Below are 21,123 nucleotides of genomic sequence, written 5' to 3' on the forward strand. Positions count from 1 at the left end.
TCTTCCTCCTTGTGTTCTTTGAACGGATCAGGCGGCTTCCTTCAGCCGTTTCATCGCGGTTTTAAGGCCGGCGATCTGGATTTCCAGCTCGTTGAACCGTTCACGCTCGGCCTCCACCACCTCCGGATTGGCATTGGCGATGAAGCGCTCATTGGCGAGCTTCGAGGCAACCTTGCTCATCTCCTGCTCGGCCTTGGCGATGGCTTTTTCCAGCCGCGCCGTTTCGGCAGCGATATCGATCAGCGAACCGAGCGGCAGGCAGGCCGTGGCCTCGCCAATCACCACCTGTGCCGAGCCCTTGGGGGCGTCCGCAGCAAACGCCACGGTTTCGATGCGGGCAAGCCGCTTGATCGCTGCCTCATGGCTTTCAAACCGGGTGCGGGTGACACCATTGGCTCCGACAACGACCAGCGGAGCGACAGCGCCGGGCGGCACGTTCATTTCTGCGCGCGCAGAGCGAATGCCGCTGACGAGATCGATCAGCCAGTTGATATCGGCTGCGGCAACCGCATCGGAAAAATCAGGCTGCGGCCAGTCGGTGTGGCAGAGCAGGCTGTCGCGCTTTGCGTTTACGCCTGCGGTGTGAACCCACAATTCCTCGGTCATGAACGGCATGAAGGGATGCAGAAGCTTGTAGGTTTCTTCCAGAACATAGGCCGCGCAGGCCTGCGCTTCTGCCTTGGCCGTCTCATCCGTGCCGGAGAAGACAGGCTTCAACAGTTCCAGATACCAGTCGCAGAACTGGTTCCAGACAAAGCGGTAGAGGCTGCCTGCTGCATCGTTGAAGCGGAAGCCTTCGATGGCCTCCGTGACTTCGTCTGCCGTGCGGGTCAGTTCGGTTAAGATCCAGCGATTGACGGCCAGCGTCGTGGTTTCCGGCAGGAAATGCGGATCGAGCTTTGCCCCGTTCATATCGGCAAAGCGGGTGGCGTTCCACAGCTTGGTGCCGAAATTGCGGTAACCGGCAATGCGGGCCGGGTCGAGCTTCACATCGCGTCCCTGCGCCGCCATGATGGCAAGCGTGAAGCGAAGCGCATCGGCGCCATATTCGTCGATCAGTTCCAGCGGGTCGATGACATTGCCCTTGGATTTCGACATTTTCTGACCGTTCTTGTCGCGCACCAGCGCGTGAACATAAACGGTCTCGAAGGGCTCGACCGGATTGCCGTTCTCATCCTTCATGAAATAGAGGCTCATCATCATCATCCGGGCAACCCAGAAGAAAATGATATCGAAGCCGGTGACCAGCACATTGGTCGGATAATAGCGCGCCACTTCCGGCGTCTTGTCCGGCCAGCCAAGCGTCGAGAAGGGCCAGAGCGCCGAAGAGAACCAGGTGTCGAGCACATCCTCGTCGCGGGTCAGGATTTCGCCCGGTTTGAAGTTTTCCAGCTTTTCCTGAACATAAGCCTTCCACGGGCCTTCATGGGCAAGATAATGCTGAACAGCGGCGTCCAGCGCCTCTTCCTCGGTTTTCTCGACAAAGACCTGACCGTCCGGTCCATACCAGGCGGGAATCTGATGGCCCCACCAGAGCTGGCGCGACACGCACCAGGGCTGGATGTTTTCCATCCATTCGTAATAGGTCTTTTCCCAGTTTTTCGGCACGAATTTGGTGCGGCCTTCGCGCACGCTGGCAATGGCAGGCTCAGCCAGCGTCTTGGCATCGACATACCATTGCTCGGTCAGGCGCGGCTCGATCGGCACGCCGCCACGGTCGCCATGCGGCACCATATGCTTGTGCGGCTCGATCTTATCGAGAAGACCTTCGGCCTCGAAAATCTCGACGATTTTCTTGCGGACGAAGAAGCGGTCCTGACCTTCGAGCGATTTCCAGATTTCTTCCTGCTCGCGGCTCGGCTGCAAACCTTCGAGGAAATCCTCATTGTCGATAACGGTCACGGTCGCATCGACATTGAGGATGTTGATCATTCTGAGGCCAGCGCGCTTGCCCACCTCAAAATCGTTGAAGTCATGGGCGGGTGTCATCTTGACCGCGCCAGTTCCGGCCGTCGGATCGGGATAAGTATCGGCAACGATCGGGATTTTGCGACCGACGATCGGCAGGATCACATGCTTGCCGATAATGTCCTTGTAGCGCGCATCGTCGGGGTGAACGGCCACCCCGGTATCGCCCAGCATGGTTTCCGGGCGCGTTGTGGCGACCACGAGATAATCGCGGGTCTCCCATTCTGTCGCATTGCCGTCCTCATCAAAGGCGACGGGATGCTGATAGGTGACGCCCTTTTCCAGCGGATATCGCAGATGCCAGAGATTGCCATTGACCTCATGCTGCTCGACCTCCAGATCGGAAATCGCCGTCAACAGCTTCGGGTCCCAGTTGACCAGCCGCTTGTCCTTGTAGATCAGCCCGTCCTTGTAGAGGGTGACGAAAACCTCAAGCACGGCCTTGGACAGGCCCTCATCCATGGTGAAACGCTCGCGCGACCAGTCACAGGAGGCGCCGAGACGCTTCAACTGCTGAAAGATCATGCCGCCGGATTCGTCCTTCCATTCCCAGACCCTGTCGATAAAGGCTTCGCGGCCCATCTCGCGGCGGCTGGGCTGCTGGTTTTCCATCAGCTTGCGCTCGACCACCATTTGCGTGGCGATGCCCGCATGGTCCATGCCCGGCTGCCACAGCACATCCTTGCCGCGCATGCGCTCGAAACGCACCATGATGTCCTGCAACGTGTTGTTCAGCGCATGGCCCATATGCAGGGAGCCGGTCACATTCGGCGGCGGGATGACGATGGTGAAGCTGTCCGCACCCGGCTTGGCGTTGGCCCCGGCGCGAAAGGCATTCGCGTCATCCCAGGCCTTGGCGATTTTCGGTTCGACACTTGCGGAATCGTAGGTCTTTTCGAGCATTTTTTGGCCAGACTCTGATGAATAAACAAGCTTCCGTGTAAAGCCGACCCCTCCCGGAGAGTCAAGGATAATGACAGCAGAAAGCCGCGCAGGGTAGGCCGCACGGCTTTTGGAGCAGACAAAAAAGTGTGCTTATCGGCGTGAACCGCGGGCAATCCGTTCGATTTCCTCGCGTACGAGGCGCTCGACCAGCGTCGGCAGATTGTCGTCAAGCCATTCCTGCAGCATCGGCCGCAGCATGTCCTGCGCAATTTCGTCGAGCGAGCGGCGCTGCTGGCCATCGACAGCGGCGGCAAGCTCTTCAAACGAACGGGCCACCTGTGCGCCCGCCTGTGTGGAGAGAAGGTTTGAGGTTTCTGTCTTCACCTGTTCTTGCGAAACATGGGCGATCTCCTGCTGGTGCTGAGCTGGTTCAGCATTCGTGACGGCAGGATGGCGGTGGGATGTGTGTTGTTCTTCCTGCGCTGGAAAAACGACAGCGGCTTTTTCCAGCGGGCGGGAGGGAGAGCCGAAAGGGGATGAAAACGGCGATGATGCCAGAGTAACAGACGATGCCGGAGCAGGGGCGGCAGGCTCGGGAGGGCTGAACGCACGCGCCGGCTCATACACCTCTCTCTCGGACTGTCCTGCTTTATCGTCAACATGGTTGGCATTGCGCACGCGCGCAGCGAGATCGGCAAGCGACACCTGACGCGGGGTGCCGCGGTCTGCCTGATCGTTCAGCCGATGTTCGCTTTCCGGATGCGAGCTTGCGTCGGCAGGAGTGGCAGCCTCCATCCGTGCAGCATAATCAAGGCGCGATGGTCCGGGCTGGTTGGCGGGAACCGGCAGTTCCATCTCAGATGCGCTTGCCTCATAACCGTTACGGTCGAAGGCCAGATCCGAACCGCGATCGTCATAACTGTCAGAACCAAGGGCGGGTGGCGGCTCATTGCTTTCGATGATCCGCCGGATCGACGCCAGAATTTCCTCCATCGACGGTTCACGCGATACATTCGGCTGGGCCATGCCACTCCCCGTGTGTGCTTTGAAGTTTCGTCAATTCCGCGCAGATGCGTGAAATCTTCGGTGCTTTCATCTGTTCGTTCCGGCGGCCAGTATTCAAAATCCTTTTCGATCCGTCAGGATCTGCCACCGATTCGCCTTACTTTAGAATAAGCTACCCACATAGGAAATCATCTGAATTCGGATGAAACTAGCCATACACAGTTTTTGTCACATGGTTTTGAAAGCAGAAAAGTGCGCACCGTCCGGATGCGCACCTTCTCTTGTTGGATATCAGCGGTTTACTTGCTTGTCACCGTTCTGAGGCCAAACCATTTGTCCTCAACCGCATTGTAATGGGCTACCGGATCATAGGCAGCAACCTGCAGATCCTGGCTCTTGATCGTCAGCCGCCCGGACGCGGCCAAAACTGAATAGCTGGCAACGACTTCATTTGCTTCTGCCGTCACCAGATTTTCCTGGGCCTGCAAAACAGTCTGCTGGGCGTTCAAAACATCAAGCGTGGTTTTCTGACCGACATTGCGTTCTTCGATAACGCCCTGAAGGGCCAGTTTTGCTGCCGAGACCTGCTTGCCGTCGGCGCTGATGGCAGCCGTTGCCGCCTGCATCTGTGCATAGGCCGTCATGATCTGCTTGCGCACGCTGAGGCGGGCCGAATCGACCTTCAATTCCTGGGCGCCGACATTTTCCTTGGCCTTACGGATCTTGCCATATTCTGCGCCGCCTTGATAAATCGGAATCTTCACCTCCGCCATGATCGTTGCAGCCGAATAATCCCGGTCGGTGCTTTCGCTCGGATTGTTGGTGAGGTGACGATCAAGACCGCCCTGGATCGAAACGCCCGGCAGCAGGCTGCCTTCGGCATATTTCACCTGGTAGTGTGCCTGATCGACATCATGCATGGCTGCCAGAATGCTGGGATGGTTCTGCATGCCTTCGGCAATGGCCGAGTCCATGCTGGCCGGCATGGATTTGCGGGCCCGCACAGGCTGGCGGATATCCTTAGGCGTGTCGCCGACGATCTGGATATAGGTGGCTTCGCTCTGTTTGAGCTGGGCAACGGCAGAGGCGAGCTGGGCATCCGCACCGGCCAGCTGGGCTTCAGCCTGGCTGACATCGGTTTTCGTCCCTTCACCAACCTCGAGTCTTGCATTGGCAGCCTTCAGCTGCTCGCGCAGAAAGGCGATATTCTTGTGGCGCAGCGCAACGATCTGCTGGTCACGCGCAACATTGGTATAAGCTTCGGCGGCAGACAGAAGGGTCTGGATTTCGTCGGCTTTCATGCTTTCCCGGCTGGACAGAACGCCTGCTTCGGAAGAGCGCACATTATTAAGGGTCTGAAACCCATCGAAAATCATCTGCGTGATCGAGAGTTGCGCATCCGATTTGTAATAGGATTCTGAAAACTGGTTCGCCGGAGTGGTGCCGATCGCCGAGCCGTTGAAGGCGCCGAGATGGCTTTGCGTGCCACTGACGCTAATGCCGATCTGGGGGCGAAAACCGGCCTTGGCAATGGTGACATTCTCGTCGGATGCCCTCAAGGCTGCACGTGCGGCATTCAGATCGGGATTGTTTTTATAGGCTTTTTCCATAGCGCCGAAAATCGTTTCGGCATGGCCGTCCTGCATGGTAACCAGCAAAAGCGGAAAAATAGCTGCGGCCATGGCCGCTTTGCGAAGGCTTGACAAGGATCCATCTCCATATCTCGTTCAGCCGAACATTCCGTCTTTCATGACGGCTTCATGCAAAGAACATTCGTTCTCATGACCAGCAGCCATACCGTACGACACGAGGATGACTTTGGTGCATCAGTACCATTGACAGGTGATTTTCAGCTCCGTCACAGACATTACTTTGGCACCCGCCGTTACCCCGACATGATACGAGTCACCTTGTCTGAAGCTTGCCATGATTTGCACTGCATGGAAGGGTGAAGGGCTTTGTGAGCGTTTTATCCAGAGATTTCTTCAAAGACGGAAGGATGGCTTCATCCATAATCGTATCGAGGCAGCAAGAGCCTGCAGCATAATAAAAAAAGCCCCGAAAACCGGGGCTTTGCGTTTTCACCGTATATGGTGTTGCCGAGAGCAGAATATCAGAAAACGAATTCGCGTGCCTTGCTGAAGCCGGGAAGCGGCTTGATCGTCGCGTTGAAAAAGGCCGTCGATGAGATCGTGCCGGCAGCCTTGACGAACAGCGTGGCGCGGGCACTATGGCCTTCGCCGACCACGGCGATCAGGCGTCCGCCTTCGCGCAATTGCTGGAAAAGCGGCGCAGGTATCTCTTCCACGGCACCATTGATGAAAATCAGATCATAGGGTGCATCGCTTTGATAGCCCTGTTCCAGAGGCGCATCGACAACTTTCACATTATCCTGACCGAGTTTTGCCAGGTTTTCCCGCGCCTTGGTGGCAAGATCGGGATCGCTTTCAACAGCAACCACGCCCCCCGCCAATCTGCCGAGCAGGGCAGAGACATAGCCTGTACCGGCGCCGATTTCTAAAGCAAGATCGCTGGAACGAATTTCAGCCAGTTGCAGAAGTTTGCCAAGCGGTGAAGGGTCCATCAGGTAACGGCCCGGAGCAATCGGCAGGTCTTCGTCGATATAGGCAACTGCCTTTAAACTGTCCGGTACGAAGATTTCACGCGGAATGTCAAGAAAGGCAGCGATAATGGAATGGTATGTGACATCCGTCGTACGGATCTGGCCATCCACCATCTTAACGCGCGCTTGTTCAAAATCGATCATCCTATGCCCGTCCTAACGCGATTTGGTTTTTCATCTCGTGTTTAATCGCCGCAGGAAAAGCTTTCAAGTCATCCGTGTTACAATGAAGGAAAATCTGCGTGACGAAAGAGCGCCGCACGTTTCTGAACGCGAAAAAGACGCCGTTATGCATCAGATGTTTTGAATGACGCCGGAAGATCGATTGTAAACGGGAGAGTGTTCAGAACAAGGCAGCAGTTATAATGATGGCACGCCCTAGGGGAGTCGAACCCCTCTTTTCAGAATGAAAATCTGACGTCCTAACCGATAGACGAAGGGCGCGTGTCGTGGAGGCGCTTATACTCAGCCTCCAGATGACTGGCAAGAGGAAAAACCTGATTTTTCCACAGGCTCTGTCAGATTTTTAATGTTGAATCTCATAAACCCACATCCGCAGAATGAGCGCTATGAAGGTGCAAAAATCGCAACTGACGTAAGGTTAGACTGTGGCACGCCCTAGGGGAGTCGAACCCCTCTTTTCAGAATGAAAATCTGACGTCCTAACCGATAGACGAAGGGCGCGTGCGGTGTGGCGCTCTCATAGTCGCAAGCGATTGACGCTGCAAGAGAAAAATCGCTGTTTCGACATTTTTATTGGGACATGATTGATTTGCGAAGCATCGCAATCGGTCAAGCAGAGCAGCGATGACGTCAAAAAGCCGGGCCACAGACGGGACCCGGCTTTCGTTCATGAACAAAGGAAATTAAACAGCCGTCTTATTCGCTTCGACAACGGCCAGCGCGGCCATGTTAAGAACGCCGCGAGAGGTGACCGATGTGGATAGAACATGCACCGGCATGGCGGCTCCCAGCAGAATCGGCCCGACATGCAGCGAATCGGTCATGCTGCGGACAAGGCCGAGCGAAATATTGGCCGAATCGAGATTGGGGAAGACCAGCAGATTGGCCTCACCCGAAAGCGCGCTGTTGGGCATGGCGCGGCGGCGAAGCGTTTCGGAGATGGCAGAACCGCCCTGCATTTCGCCATCCACCATCAGATCTGGCTGTTCACGCCTGAGGATTTCCAGCGCCTTGCGCATCTTTCGGGCGCTTTCGCTGTTGCGCGAGCCGAAGTTGGAATGCGACAAAAGTGCTGCCTTAGGCGTGATACCGAACCGCTGGATGGTATGTGCCGCAAGCACGGTCATCTCGGCAATTTCTTCGGCGGGCGGATTTTCCGACACGAAAGTATCAGTCATGAAGATCGTGCCGCGCTGGGAAATCAGCAGGCTGAGACCGGAAAATTCTCGCACGCCTGGCTTTTTGCCGATGATTTGGCCAACATCGCGCAGATGCTTGTCAAAACGGCCTTCAAGGCCGCAGATCATCGCATCGGCTTCGCCCCGTTTGACCGAAAGTGCGGCAATGACCGTCGTGTTGGTGCGCACGATGGTGCGCGCTGCCTCGGGATTCACGCCTGCGCGACCGACAAGGGCAAAATAATCTTCGACATAGTCGCGATAACGCGGGTCGTCTTCCGGGTTGACGATGGCAAAATCGGCGCCGGGTCGAATGCGCAGGCCAAAACGCTTGAGTCGGGTCTCGACGATGCTGGGACGACCGATCAGGATCGGCTCACCAATGCCTTCTTCCAACAGCACCTGTGCGGCGCGCAGTACACGTTCATCTTCGCCTTCGGCAAAGATCACCCGCTTTTTCGTTGCACTTTTGGCATTGGCGAAGATCGGTTTCATGATGAAACCGGAGCGGAAGACGAATCGGTTGAGCTGATCGAGATAGGCGTCGTAATCGGCAATCGGCCGCGTGGCGACGCCGGTTTCTTCGGCAGCTTTTGCCACGGCGGGTGCAATGCGCAGGATGAGACGCGGATCGAAAGGCGAGGGAATGAGATATTCCGGGCCGAAGAACGGCGTTTCCCCCGAATAGGCGCGGGCGGCCACTTCCGAGACTTCTTCGCGCGCAAGAGCGGCAATCGCCTTGACGGCGGCCATCTTCATGTCTTCATTGATCGTGGTGGCGCCGCAATCAAGTGCGCCACGGAAGATATAGGGGAAGCAGAGAACGTTGTTGACCTGGTTGGGATAATCCGAACGGCCCGTGCAGATCATCGCGTCAGGGCGCGCAGCGCGCGCTTCTTCCGGCATGATTTCCGGTTTCGGATTGGCCAGCGCCATAATCAGCGGATTGGGCGCCATCTTCTCCAGCAGTTCCTTCTTCAGGACGCCGGCGGCGGAAAGGCCGAGGAAAACATCTGCACCGGGAATGCTGTCAGCCAGCACGCGCTTGTCGCTATCCTGAGCGTAAACCTCTTTCCATCGGTCCATCAGCTCGTTGCGGCCCTTATAGACCAGGCCCTCAATGTCATGCACCCAGATATTTTCCCGTTTCGCACCAAGCGCGACGAGAAGATTGAGGCAGGCAAGGGCTGCGGCACCCGCGCCGGAGGCAACGATCTTGACTTCCTCCAGGGATTTACCCGCAAGTTCCAGGCCGTTGAGAATGGCGGCAGCGACGATGATGGCTGTGCCATGCTGGTCGTCATGGAAAACGGGAATCTGCATCCGCTCACGCAGTTGCGCTTCGATTTCGAAACATTCCGGCGCCTTGATGTCTTCCAGATTGATGCCGCCGAAGGTCGGCTCGAGAGCCGCAACGGTAGACACCATGGATTCGACATTCATGGCATCGACTTCAATATCGAACACATCGATATCGGCGAATTTCTTGAAGAGGACGGCTTTGCCTTCCATAACCGGTTTAGAAGCCAGCGGTCCGATATTTCCAAGACCGAGAACAGCTGTGCCGTTGGAAACCACAGCAACCAGATTGGAGCGGGCCGTATAATCAGCCGCCGCCGTCGGATCTTCCTTGATCGCGAGGCAGGGAGCTGCAACGCCCGGAGAATAGGCAAGCGCCAGATCGCGCTGGTTTCCAAGTGGCTTTATAGCCTGAATCTCAAGCTTACCAGGGCGGGGATACTTGTGATAGTGAAGCGCCTGGGAATCAAGATCGCCTGTGGCGGGCGGTGCAGCCCTGTGTATATCGTCAGTCATGCTCTTGGCCGTTCTGCTTTTTCTTCCACCCTGTCATACATCAAAACCGATGCCGCGACAGTGCCAATTTCCGTCTATCGCATAATTCCTGAAAGCGGAATTGGTCTGTGGATGAAATTATACATAAATCATAGTGTGTTACAGTATCTTACAAGGCATGTGATGAAGCCAATGAGAAGGATGCCATCATTCATCATGGATGCGTAAACCACAATAAACCCGGTGAGGGAAAGATGAATATCACTTTCCCTCACATCGGCTCAAGACGTGTGTTTGAGACGGGTCAGCCGTAGCGTCGTTGGGTACTGGAGCCTGTCATGGCGTTGCGATCCTCTGTCTGGAAATTGGTCAGAAGATCGGTGAGCTTGCGGGCCTCTTCAGCAAGTCCGGCACTTGCTGCACTCATTTCTTCAACCATGGCAGCATTCTGCTGGGTGGCCTGATCCATATGATTGACAGCGGTATTCACTTCGCCAAGGCTGCTAGATTGTTCGCTTGCCGCCTTGGCGATTTCCTCCATATGGTGGTTGACCGCATCCACCACCCTGGCAATTTCGCCGAGACCTGTTCCGGTATCGTGAACCAGTTTCACCCCTTCGGAAACAGCCAGTTCTGAATTGTTGATCAGCTGCTTGATTTCCTTGGCGGCATTGGCGGAACGTTGCGCCAGTTCGCGCACTTCCTGAGCGACCACGGCAAAACCCTTTCCGGCTTCGCCAGCGCGGGCTGCCTCGACACCGGCATTCAAAGCCAGCAGATTGGTCTGGAAGGCTATCTCATCGATGACACTGATGATCTGTGTAATCTGGCGTGACGCCTGTTCGATCCGTTCCATGGCATTGACAGCGTTGCCGACAACACGACTGGAATGTTCCGCTTTTTGATGAGCTTCGTGCACCAGATTTTTGGCTTCACCAGTGCGGCGCGTTGCCGCCTGAACGTTTGAGGTGATTTCTTCAAGGGCCGCGGCTGTCTGTTCAAGCGATGCAGCCTGCGTTTCCGTTCGGCGGGCAAGATCATTGGAGGCGTGTGAAATTTCACCGCTTCCGGCATTCACAGAACTGGCCGCCTGTCCAACAAGCAACAAAGCATTGCGCAATTGGGCAACGGAGCTATTGAAATCCTGGCGCAAAGCCTCGAATTGCGGTGCAAAATTTTCATGAATTTCGCAAAGCAGATCACCGGCAGCCATCCGCCGCAACCCGCTTGCCAGGGAGCCGGTTGCTTCATTAAGCCGCTTCTCGGCCTCCGCCTCGGCACGACGCTGAACCTCTGCGCGCTCCTGCTCGGCCTGTTGGCGATTGCTGGCCGCCTCCGCCTCAAGCTCGTCGTTTCTGATAGCCGCCAGCCGGAAAACCTCTACCGATTGCGCAATCTGGCCGATTTCATCTGAACGCTCGAGATAGGGAATTGCGTTCTGCTTGTCGCCTGTCGCAAGCTGCCCCATCCGGGCGGAAATTCTTCGGATTGCACCGGAAAGAAGACGCGCGACATAGACACTGAAGGCAATGGTAAAGGCAATCAAGATGGTCAGAAAAGAGATCATGGTGATCAAGGACGAACGCGCATCGGCCAGTTTGCTATTGGCCAATGACACCAGCTCTGCCGAGGTCTTTTTCAGCAAATCGGAGACAAGATTGCGACGCTCCAGCATGGCGTTGTTCCAGGTGGAAAGATCCTCTGCACTGGGCGTGTAGGTCTTGAAAGCCGCCATGTCCTCGACAGTTTTTCGGGCAAACCTGCCGTTTGCGCTTTCCCAGAAGTCGTTATACTGGCTCATGATAGATGCGGGCACGAATGCCTGCATCGGCTTATTGTAGATTCTGGCCTGATGATAGCCCATGGCAAAACGTATATAGGCGTCATCATTCAGCGAGCCGGATTTTGTATAGACCTGACCCAGGCGATTTATCACGAGATAGGCATCATTGGTCTGCAACATGGCATAAAAACCCTGAATGCTTTGCGACAGACCACGATCGTCGATCATTTCGCCAGCGCGACCCGTCATTTCCAGCCCCATGGCGCCAATCGGCTGAAGATATTTGACTGGGGTGACAGGCTCAGCCTTGCCGGCATCCACAATCGATCGGTATTCACTGATTCTACTGTAATTCTTGACCAGCTGATCCTTGTAGTCTGTCAAGAACTTGTCCTGCAGTCCCATGGCGGTGACGCGGTCATAGGCAGCTATGAGGGCTTTATATTTTGCATCCGTGTTTTGACGCATCTCGGAACGTTTTTCAGCCGGAGCTCCACCTTCCATCGGCAAGGCAATCAGCAGATCACCGCCAGCCTTCGAGACATCCTCCAGACTCACGGCAACCTTCATGTTTTCATAGCTTTTAAGAGCATCCCAGCTCAGAAAACCGCCAAGACCCGTCGCAGCCAGCAGTGGAACCACCGTCAGGCCAGTCAAAAGCTTACGAAAAGAAAGTGTAGCACCAAAATTCATAGCATTTCCCCCAAATACCGCTGCGCGACATTCTCTGACAGACCACAGCAACCAGCGCGGACTGTCATCATGTATTTTCTGGTCTATCCGTTCGAACCATATATTGCTTTACAGAACAGACCGTTAAAATATATGCCCTGCCATATTCCTCGCCTGGAGCTTGCAGAGCCCGCAGTTTGAATATCACTTCATTTTGTTGCAAAAGATTGATCTTGAAGAAAAATACCAATTGCAAAACGATCATGACACAAAGGAACCTATAGAGATATTGAAGGAGTGCCTGGTACTAAAGATATTGTAGGTTCATGCGTGATATCTTCTAAAAAATAATCATCTAAAAATTAAAAATTCATATATTTGAATGTATTTGTAAGGCGTATCACTTCCAGTTTCGTGAATTTAAGTGATAACAAATGTGTGATGATGGATGAATAGATCAAAATAAAGACTTGGTTCGTCTGTGATCGTGCTGTTTCACCCCGTCGATCAGTTCAAATGCTCTTTGAATTATCCAATGTATAATGAGTTTTAATGCCAATCCAACGAAAGTAGATGGCGTTTTAACGTTAGGACTTGGTAAGAATTTGGTAAGAAGAAAGTAGTGAGAGCGTTTCCGTGAAACACTAAAGCGCTCTCACTATGGTGCGTGGGACATTCAAAAAACGATGGCCACGTTTTTACCGGGGCATTTGGTGTTTAGCTCCGGTCAAACGCCATGGCGACGGCGATTTCTGCAGCGAGTCGTGCATTATTTTCCACCAGAGCAATATTGGTATCGAGGCTGCGGCCTTCGGTGATATGGAAAATCCGGTCAAGAAGGAAAGGCGTCACGGCTTTGCCCGTAACGCCTTCGCGTTCGGCTTCGGCCAAAGCGCGCCCGATATAGATTTCCATTTCCTCCCGCTCGATTTCATTCTCCGGCGGCACGGGATTGGCGATCAGCATACCGCCATTCAGCCCCAGTTGATCGCGCAACTTCTGAAAATTGGCAATAGCGGCCGGACTTTGCAGCGAAAGCGGGCTTTTCAGTCCCGACTGGCGTGACCAGAAGGCGGGGAACTCCTCACTGTCATAGGTCACGACGGGCACGCCGCGCGTTTCCAGCACCTCAAGCGTTTTCGGAATATCGAGAATGGCTTTGGCACCGGCGCAAACGACGATCACCGCCGTTTTAGCCAGTTCTTCCAGGTCGGCGGAAATGTCGAAGCTTTCCTCCGCGCCGCGATGTACGCCGCCAATGCCGCCGGTGGCGAAAACGGAAATGCCCGCGCGGGCTGCGGCAATCATCGTTGCCGCCACCGTCGTCGCACCCGAGCGCCGCTCGGCAATGGCAAAGGCGATATCGGCCCGCGACACCTTCATCACGTCCTTGAGCTTCGCCAGCTTTTCCAGCATGTCGTTTTCCAGGCCGATATGCAGAACCCCTTCGATAATGGCGATGGTTGCGGGAACCGCACCGCCGTCGCGAATGATCTGCTCGACGCTTTTCGCCATCTCCACATTTTTCGGATAGGGCATGCCATGGGTGATGATGGTGGATTCCAGAGCGACGATGGCGGTATTGGAAGCCTTGGCCTCGGCGACTTCGCGCGAATAAACGATCGGCAGCAGGGGGGAAATGTCTCGGGTCATGGCAGGTCCGCAGATGAGAGCAAAAGACGGCGCGGCTCATCGATATGGACAAGCTGCGCGGAAAGGCGGTCGGGCGAAAGATCCGCAACGACAGCTTCTGGAGATAACAGGGTCAACCCCGCCAGGGCAACACCATGACGCAGGCTGGTCCCAAGGTTTTCACCTTTGATAAGTGCAGAAAGGGTGCCGGCTGCAAGCGCGTCGCCCGCACCCGTCACATCGGCAATCGTCTCCAGCCGGGGAGGATGCAGCAAGAAGGCCTCTTTGCCGCCAAAGGCCGTCACCGCGCCCGCGCCTTGGGTAACGACGCCGCCGCGCAGGCCCTGTGCCTGCAACAGGTAAGGCCAGTCTTCCGGTCGCGGGGCTGTTTTCCCGGCAAGCACCGCCGCTTCGGCTGCATTTAAAAAGAGATAATCGATCCTGTCGAGGCAGTTGCGATAGCGCACCACCTTGGCGGGGGAAATGCCAATGCCGGCAAGCGGTTTTCCAAGGCGCGCGGCTTCGCGGGCAATAGCCTCAAGCGTGTCTTCCGGCAGGTTGGCGTCAACCAGAATGAGCCGTGCCTCGTCAAGCGCCTCGCGCACGGCGCGAACCTTCAGGCGGCGCGGTGTGAACAGCCGGTAAAGTTCCATATCGGCAAGAGCAATCACCAGATTGCCATCCCGTTCGAGAATGGCGGTATAGCTCGGCGTCACCCTGTCGAGAAAGGTAAAGGGACGGTCGTCCACCTCCGCCATCCGAGCGGCCTGTGCCACCATACCCCCCAGGGCGTCGCCACCGCGCGGACTGATCATCGTCACAGCAAAACCAAGCCGTGCCAGCGCCCGCGCGGCGTTGAAGCCGCCACCGCCAGCCTCTTCCTTCCATGCGCCCGGATTGCTCGCTCCGGGCACGGTTTCTCCCGCGATCATACCGCGTCGGTCGATATGCGCTCCCCCCAGAACGAGTAGGTCAATGGTCATGAATGGAACCTTGTGTTTTGCGAATCGATTGGGTTCGGTAGAGCTGGCAAGCCGTTGAAAGAGCCATTGGCATTTGGTGGCAAGCTAATGAAAACATTCAGAGAACACAAGCCGGATTTGGAAATTTATACAAGGACTTGAATTCTCCTTGAAGTTCTGGAACAAAAAGAGTACATACTGACACAACGGCACTTCGTTGCCTCAAACGTTCCAATAACCTAAAGGTGTTTTCAATGTCACAAAATTCTTTGCGGCTTGTAGAGGACAAATCGGTGGATAAAAGTAAGGCATTGGAAGCGGCCCTGTCGCAGATCGAGCGGTCGTTTGGCAAGGGCTCGATCATGAAGCTCGGCGCCAATGACAAGGTGGTGGAGATCGAGACGGTATCGACCGGCTCTCTCAGTCTCGACATTGCGCTCGGCATTGGCGGCCTGCCAAAAGGGCGAATCGTCGAAATTTACGGCCCGGAAAGTTCGGGTAAAACAACGTTGGCGTTGCAGACCATTGCAGAAGCGCAGAAAAAGGGCGGTATCTGCGCATTTGTCGATGCCGAACATGCTCTGGACCCGGTCTATGCCCGCAAACTGGGCGTTGATCTGCAGAACCTGCTGATCTCCCAGCCCGATACGGGGGAGCAGGCACTGGAAATCACCGATACGCTGGTGCGTTCCGGCGCCGTCGATGTTCTCGTGGTCGACTCGGTTGCCGCCTTGACGCCGAAGGCTGAAATCGAAGGTGAAATGGGCGATAGTCTGCCGGGCATGCAGGCACGTCTGATGAGCCAGGCGCTGCGCAAGCTCACTGGTTCGATCTCGCGTTCCAATTGCATGGTCATCTTCATCAACCAGATCCGCATGAAGATCGGCGTCATGTTCGGTTCGCCGGAAACGACGACGGGTGGTAATGCGTTGAAATTCTACGCTTCCGTCCGCCTCGATATCCGCCGTATCGGTTCCGTCAAGGAGCGCGAAGAGGTGGTTGGCAACCAGACCCGCGTCAAGGTGGTCAAGAACAAGATGGCACCGCCCTTCAAGCAGGTCGAATTCGACATCATGTATGGCGAGGGCGTGTCGAAGACCGGCGAACTGGTGGATCTTGGCGTTAAAGCGGGCATTGTCGAAAAATCCGGCGCCTGGTTTTCCTATAACAGTCAGCGTCTGGGGCAGGGGCGTGAAAATGCCAAGACCTTCCTCAAGGACAATCCCAAGGTGGCCGACGAGATCGAAATGTCGCTCCGGCAGAATGCCGGTCTGATTGCCGATCGCTTCCTGCAAAATGGTGGGCCGGATGCCGGCGAATCTTCCGACGGCGACGAATAACTTCTGATCGATTTTGAAAATCACGACGGCTGGAGATCAAGATACTCCGGCCGTTTTGCATGACTCTTCTGGACAGCGCGCATGACGGGCGATAAAAGCCGTTGATTTCCGATGTCTGCCCCTGATGCGGGCACTTATGCAAGGGCATTCCATGAGCAGCGTGAACGATATTCGATCGACCTTCCTGAACTATTTCAAGGCCAATGGCCATGAGATCGTCTCATCGAGTCCGCTCGTTCCGCGCAACGACCCGACGCTGATGTTCACCAATGCGGGCATGGTGCAGTTCAAGAATGTCTTCACTGGGCTTGAACAGCGCCCTTATTCCACCGCAACGACCGCGCAGAAATGCGTGCGCGCCGGTGGCAAGCATAATGACCTCGATAATGTCGGTTATACGGCACGCCACCACACCTTCTTCGAAATGCTCGGCAATTTCTCCTTTGGCGATTATTTCAAGGAACGCGCCATTGAGCTTGCCTGGAACCTGATCACCAAGGAATTCGGTCTTGCAAAGGACAAGCTTTGCGTCACGGTGTACCACACCGACGACGAGGCTTTTGATCTATGGAAAAAGATTGCCGGTCTTCGCGATGAAAAAATCATCCGCATCCCGACCAGCGACAATTTCTGGGCCATGGGTGACACCGGCCCCTGTGGTCCGTGCTCGGAAATCTTCTACGATCACGGCGATCATATATGGGGCGGTCCTCCCGGCTCTCCGGAAGAGGATGGTGACCGGTTCATCGAAATCTGGAACCTCGTCTTCATGCAATATGAGCAGGTGAGCAAGGAGGAGCGCCTTGATCTACCGCGTCCCTCCATCGACACCGGCATGGGGCTGGAGCGCGTTGCTGCCGTTCTGCAGGGTGAGCATGACAATTACGACATCGATCTCTTCCGTGCTCTGATCGAGGCGTCTGTCGAGCTGACCGGAGTCAAGGCTGAAGGCGAGCGCCGCGCCAGCCACCGTGTCATTGCCGATCACCTGCGCTCGTCCGCCTTCCTCATTGCCGATGGCGTTCTGCCGTCGAATGAAGGCCGTGGCTATGTGCTGCGTCGCATTATGCGCCGCGCCATGCGCCATGCCGAACTGCTCGGTGCGCGCGAGCCGATGATCTACAAGCTGCTTCCGGTTCTGGTGCAGCAGATGGGCCGCGCCTATCCGGAACTGACTCGCGCCGAAGCGCTGATTTCCGAAACCCTGAAGCTTGAGGAAAACCGCTTCCGCAAGACGCTGGAACGCGGCCTGTCCTTGCTGGACGAGGCGACGGTCAATCTGGCCAAGGGCGATACGCTTGATGGCGAAACCGTTTTCAAGCTCTATGATACCTATGGTTTCCCGCTCGATCTGACCCAGGATGCGCTGCGCGCCCGCGGCATCGGTGTCGATATTTCCGGTTTCACCGATGCCATGGAACGGCAGAAGGCAGAGGCGCGGGCAAGCTGGTCCGGTTCTGGTGATAAGGCCACTGAAACCATCTGGTTTGAACTCAAGGAAAAATTCGGCGCCACCGAATTTCTCGGCTACAGCGCAGAAAGCGCTGAAGGTGAAATTCAGGCGCTGGTGCGCAATGGCGCTGCCGTCACCGAAGCCTCTGCTGGCGATGAAGTGCAGGTCGTGGTCAACCAGACGCCCTTCTATGGCGAATCGGGCGGGCAGATGGGCGATACCGGCGAGATTGCCGGTGAAGGCTTTACGCTGACCGTCACCGACACACAGAAGAAGGGTGAGGGCCTGTTCGTTCACATGGCAAAGGTCAAGCAGGGCAAGGTCACGACCGGCGTTCCGGTGGTGCTGACGGTCGATCATGCCCGACGCTCGCGCCTGCGGGCCAACCATTCCGCCACCCATTTGCTGCATGAGGCGTTGCGCGAGGTGCTCGGCACCCACGTGGCGCAGAAGGGTTCGCTGGTCGCGCCCGAGCGGCTGCGTTTCGACATTTCTCATCCGAAACCGATTTCTGCGGAAGAGCTGAAGCGGGTCGAGGACATGGCCAATGAGATCATTGTCCAGAACACAGCGGTCACCACCCGGCTGATGGCGGTGGATGATGCGATTGCCGAAGGGGCCATGGCGCTCTTCGGTGAAAAATACGGCGATGAAGTCCGCGTCGTATCGATGGGCACGGCGGTTCGTGGTGAAAAGGCCGGAAAACCTTATTCCATCGAATTGTGCGGCGGCACGCATGTGTCGGCAACGGGTGATATCGGTCTCGTCCGTCTGATTGCCGAGAGCGCCGTGGGTGCCGGTGTGCGCCGTCTGGAAGCGGTGACGGGTGAATCGGCCCGTGCCTATCTTGCCGAGCAGGACGAGCGGGTGAAGAGCCTTGCCGCAACCCTCAAGGTTCAGCCCGGTGAGGTTGTGTCTCGCGTCGAGACGCTGGTTGACGAGCGCCGCAAGCTGGAGCGTGAACTGGCGGAAGCCCGTCGCAAGCTGGCCATGGGTGGTGGCGCTGCCGGTGGTGCGGAGGCACCGCGCGAAATCAATGGGGTCAAATTCGTCGGCAAGCCATTGACCGGGATCGATGCCAAGGATTTGAAGGGCTTGGTCGATGACACCAAGACCTCCATCGGTTCCGGCGTCGTCCTGCTGATTACCGTTGCCGAGGATGGCAAGGCCAGTGCCGTTGTCGGCGTCACCGAAGACCTGACCGGGCGTTTTTCCGCTGTCGATCTGGTGCGCATTGCCGCTGCCGCCCTTGGCGGCAAGGGGGGCGGTGGCCGGACGGATATGGCTCAGGCCGGTGGGCCGGATGGCGCCAAGGCCGATGAAGCCATTGAGGCTGTCGCCAATGCATTGGTATAGGAAGGCACTGGCATAGGCTGCAACGTGATCGGGATGATTGTCCTGAACGATTTTTGAATAAAAACAAAGGCCAATCTGATAGTCTCAGATTGGCCTTTTTGTTTAGCCCGCCCGCAGGAACCGCACCGCCTCATCGCGCCGGTGGAGATAAAGCAGCGTCCGCACCGCCTCGCCGCGTTCAGATGTCAGATCCGGGTCCCGCTCCAGGAGATAGGCGGCATCCTTGCGGGCGATTTCGAGCAGATCGGCATGAGCTTCCAGGCTGGCAATCTTGAAACCGGGCGTTCCGGATTGGCGGGTGCCGAGCAATTCGCCTTCGCCGCGCAGTTTCAGATCCTCCTCGGCAATCAGGAAGCCGTCTTCGCTATCACGCAGGATGGAAAGCCGCGCTTTACCGTTCTGACTGAGCGGGCCTTTATAGAGGAGAATGCAGGAGGAGGCTTCCGCTCCGCGTCCGACCCGGCCGCGTAACTGATGCAGTTGCGCCAGCCCAAAACGCTCGGCATGTTCGATGACCATGATCGTCGCATCCGGCACATCGACGCCCACCTCGACAACGGTGGTCGCCACCAGCAGCCGGGTCTCGCCGGTCTTGAAGGCAAGCATGGCCGCGTCCTTCTCGTCACCCTTCATCCGTCCATGCACGAGGCCGATCGGCGCATTGAGCGAGCGGGCGAGTGTGTCGAACCGTTCTTCCACTGAGGTCAGTTCACTCTCTTCCGTCTCCTCGACCAGCGGACAGATCCAATAGGCCTTTTTGCCCTCAGCAATGGCGGTTTTCAGCCGCGCTACGATCTCGCCGATGCGCTCACTTGGCACGGTAACCGTCTGGATCGGCTTGCGGCCTGCCGGTTTTTCGGTGAGTTTCGAGACATCCATATCGCCAAAGGCGGCCAGCACCAGCGTGCGCGGAATGGGCGTTGCCGTCATCACCAGCATATGCGGGGAGACACCCTTCGATGTCAGCCGCAGGCGCTGGTGCACACCGAAACGATGCTGCTCATCCACCACCGCCAGCATCAGATTATGATAGATCACCGTATCCTGAAACAGCGCATGGGTGCCAATGACAATCTGCGCCGCACCGGAGGCGATGCGTTCCAGCACCGCTTCGCGCTCTTTTCCCTTGGTGCGGCCTGTCAGAACCTCAACCGAAATCCCCGCCGCTTCGGCCATTTTGGAGAGCGTCGCATGATGCTGGCGCGCCAGAATTTCTGTCGGCGCCATCAGCACCGCCTGACCGCCGCTTTCCACCACGGCGGCCATGGCCAGCAGCGCCACCAGCGTCTTGCCCGCCCCGACATCGCCCTGCACCAGCCGCAACATGCGCATATCAGATGCCATGTCCTGCAAGATCTCCGAAACAGCCAGTTTCTGGCTGTTGGTCGGGGAAAAGGGCAAGGCGGCAAGAATTTTTTCGCTCAAAACACCGCTGGACCGCACCGGATGGCCAGCCACTTTGCGTAAGCGCTGACGCACCAAGGCCAGTGACACCTGACCGGCGAGAAATTCATCATAGGCCAGCCTGCGCCGTGCCGGTGATTGCGGATCGATATCGGCCTCGTCGCGCGGTTCATGCAGGCGCTCGAAGGCGGATTTGGCGCTGCCAAAACCCTGTTTGGAGAGCAACGAGGCATCGATCCATTCGGGAAAGTCCGGAATGCGCTCCAGCGCGTGACCGATCACCTTGCGCAGCACCTTCGGCGTCAGGCCTGCCGTCAGGGGATAGACCGGCTCGGTCAGCGGCATGGCGGCGGCCTCGCTGGCTTTCACCATGAAATCCGGATGCACCATGGAGGGGCGGCCATTGAACCAGTCGATCTTGCCGGAGACGGTGACGATCTCGTCCACCGGCAGCGCCTTGTCCAGCCAGTTGGCCTTGGGTCGGAAAAAGGTCAGCGCCAGTTCGCCCGTCTCGTCATGCAGAAAAACGCGGTAGGGTGCGGCGCGGTTTTCTCGCGGTGGCGGCTGGTGGCGGTCCACCCTGCCGGTGACGGTCACGATGGCGCCCTGAGGCGCGCGGGCAATGCCCGGCTGGTTGCGCCGGTCGATCAGCCTTGTCGGCGCATGGAAGAGAAGATCGACGACACGGGTCTCCTCCGCATCCTCGCGTCCGAGAAGGGTCGCCAACAACTCAGCCCGCTTCGGCCCGAGATCGGGAAGCTTGGTGATGGAGGCAAAGAGCGGATCAAGCAGGGATGGGCGCATCATGATGGCTGCAAAATGAAGCGATATGAATGATATTGCAAGGCTGACAAGCATGGTCACAAAGGGTATAGAAGCCGCAGC

11 protein-coding genes and 2 tRNA genes are annotated in these 21,123 nt (G+C 56.7%); 2 read left to right on the top strand and 11 right to left on the bottom strand.

What is annotated here, in order from left to right; translation table 11 throughout:
• Positions 1-27: 27 nt before the first annotated feature.
• The 10 genes from NAC44_RS11420 to NAC44_RS11465 all read right to left on the bottom strand — a co-directional run bounded on the left by NAC44_RS11420 (position 28) and on the right by NAC44_RS11465 (position 14,706).
• The gene (locus tag NAC44_RS11420) at positions 28-2,871 is read right to left on the bottom strand and encodes a valine--tRNA ligase (RefSeq protein WP_250940870.1); all 2,844 of its coding nucleotides are present in this window, start codon (positions 2,869-2,871) and stop codon (positions 28-30) included.
• Between the two features lie 132 nt (positions 2,872-3,003).
• Positions 3,004-3,879, bottom strand: a complete 876-nt coding sequence (locus NAC44_RS11425; RefSeq protein ID WP_250940872.1) for a PopZ family protein — start codon at positions 3,877-3,879, stop codon at positions 3,004-3,006.
• Between the two features lie 278 nt (positions 3,880-4,157).
• Positions 4,158-5,540 (bottom strand): TolC family outer membrane protein, encoded by a 1,383-nt coding sequence (locus NAC44_RS11430; protein ID WP_250940874.1) that lies wholly within the window; start codon positions 5,538-5,540, stop codon positions 4,158-4,160.
• Positions 5,541-5,971: 431 nt separating this feature from the next.
• Entirely contained in the window at positions 5,972-6,625 is a 654-nt protein-coding gene (locus NAC44_RS11435) for a protein-L-isoaspartate O-methyltransferase family protein (RefSeq protein WP_250940876.1), read from the bottom strand.
• 225 nt (positions 6,626-6,850) lie between these two features.
• Positions 6,851-6,925, bottom strand: a tRNA-Glu gene (locus NAC44_RS11440).
• Positions 6,926-7,090: 165 nt separating this feature from the next.
• Positions 7,091-7,165, bottom strand: a tRNA-Glu gene (locus tag NAC44_RS11445).
• Between the two features lie 182 nt (positions 7,166-7,347).
• Positions 7,348-9,657 carry an NADP-dependent malic enzyme gene (locus NAC44_RS11450; protein ID WP_250940877.1) on the bottom strand — a complete coding sequence of 770 codons (2,310 nt, stop codon included), beginning with the start codon at positions 9,655-9,657 and terminating at the stop codon, positions 7,348-7,350.
• A gap of 283 nt (positions 9,658-9,940) precedes the next feature.
• A complete protein-coding gene (locus tag NAC44_RS11455; RefSeq protein WP_250940878.1) occupies positions 9,941-12,112 on the bottom strand; it encodes a methyl-accepting chemotaxis protein in 2,172 nt (723 codons plus the stop codon).
• Positions 12,113-12,808: 696 nt separating this feature from the next.
• Positions 12,809-13,744 (bottom strand): pseudouridine-5'-phosphate glycosidase, encoded by a 936-nt coding sequence (locus NAC44_RS11460; protein ID WP_250940879.1) that lies wholly within the window; start codon positions 13,742-13,744, stop codon positions 12,809-12,811.
• Positions 13,741-14,706 carry a carbohydrate kinase family protein gene (locus tag NAC44_RS11465; protein ID WP_250940880.1) on the bottom strand — a complete coding sequence of 322 codons (966 nt, stop codon included), beginning with the start codon at positions 14,704-14,706 and terminating at the stop codon, positions 13,741-13,743. The genes NAC44_RS11460 and NAC44_RS11465 overlap by 4 nt, the downstream gene beginning before the upstream one ends.
• Positions 14,707-14,939: 233 nt before the next feature.
• On the opposite strand from NAC44_RS11465, the gene recA reads away from it, so the two are divergent.
• The gene (recA, locus tag NAC44_RS11470) at positions 14,940-16,025 is read left to right on the top strand and encodes a recombinase RecA (RefSeq protein ID WP_250940881.1); all 1,086 of its coding nucleotides are present in this window, start codon (positions 14,940-14,942) and stop codon (positions 16,023-16,025) included.
• Between the two features lie 151 nt (positions 16,026-16,176).
• On the top strand, positions 16,177-18,834 hold the full coding sequence (gene alaS, locus NAC44_RS11475; protein ID WP_250940882.1) for an alanine--tRNA ligase: 2,658 nt from the start codon (positions 16,177-16,179) through the stop codon (positions 18,832-18,834).
• A 102-nt stretch (positions 18,835-18,936) separates the two neighbouring features.
• On the opposite strand, the gene recG is transcribed toward alaS, so the two are convergent.
• The gene (gene recG, locus NAC44_RS11480; protein WP_250941094.1) at positions 18,937-21,042 is read right to left on the bottom strand and encodes an ATP-dependent DNA helicase RecG; all 2,106 of its coding nucleotides are present in this window, start codon (positions 21,040-21,042) and stop codon (positions 18,937-18,939) included.
• Positions 21,043-21,123 lie beyond the last annotated feature (81 nt).

Origin of the sequence: Allorhizobium sonneratiae (genome assembly GCF_023700755.1) — a bacterium.
Lineage (GTDB): Bacteria > Pseudomonadota > Alphaproteobacteria > Rhizobiales > Rhizobiaceae > Allorhizobium > Allorhizobium sonneratiae.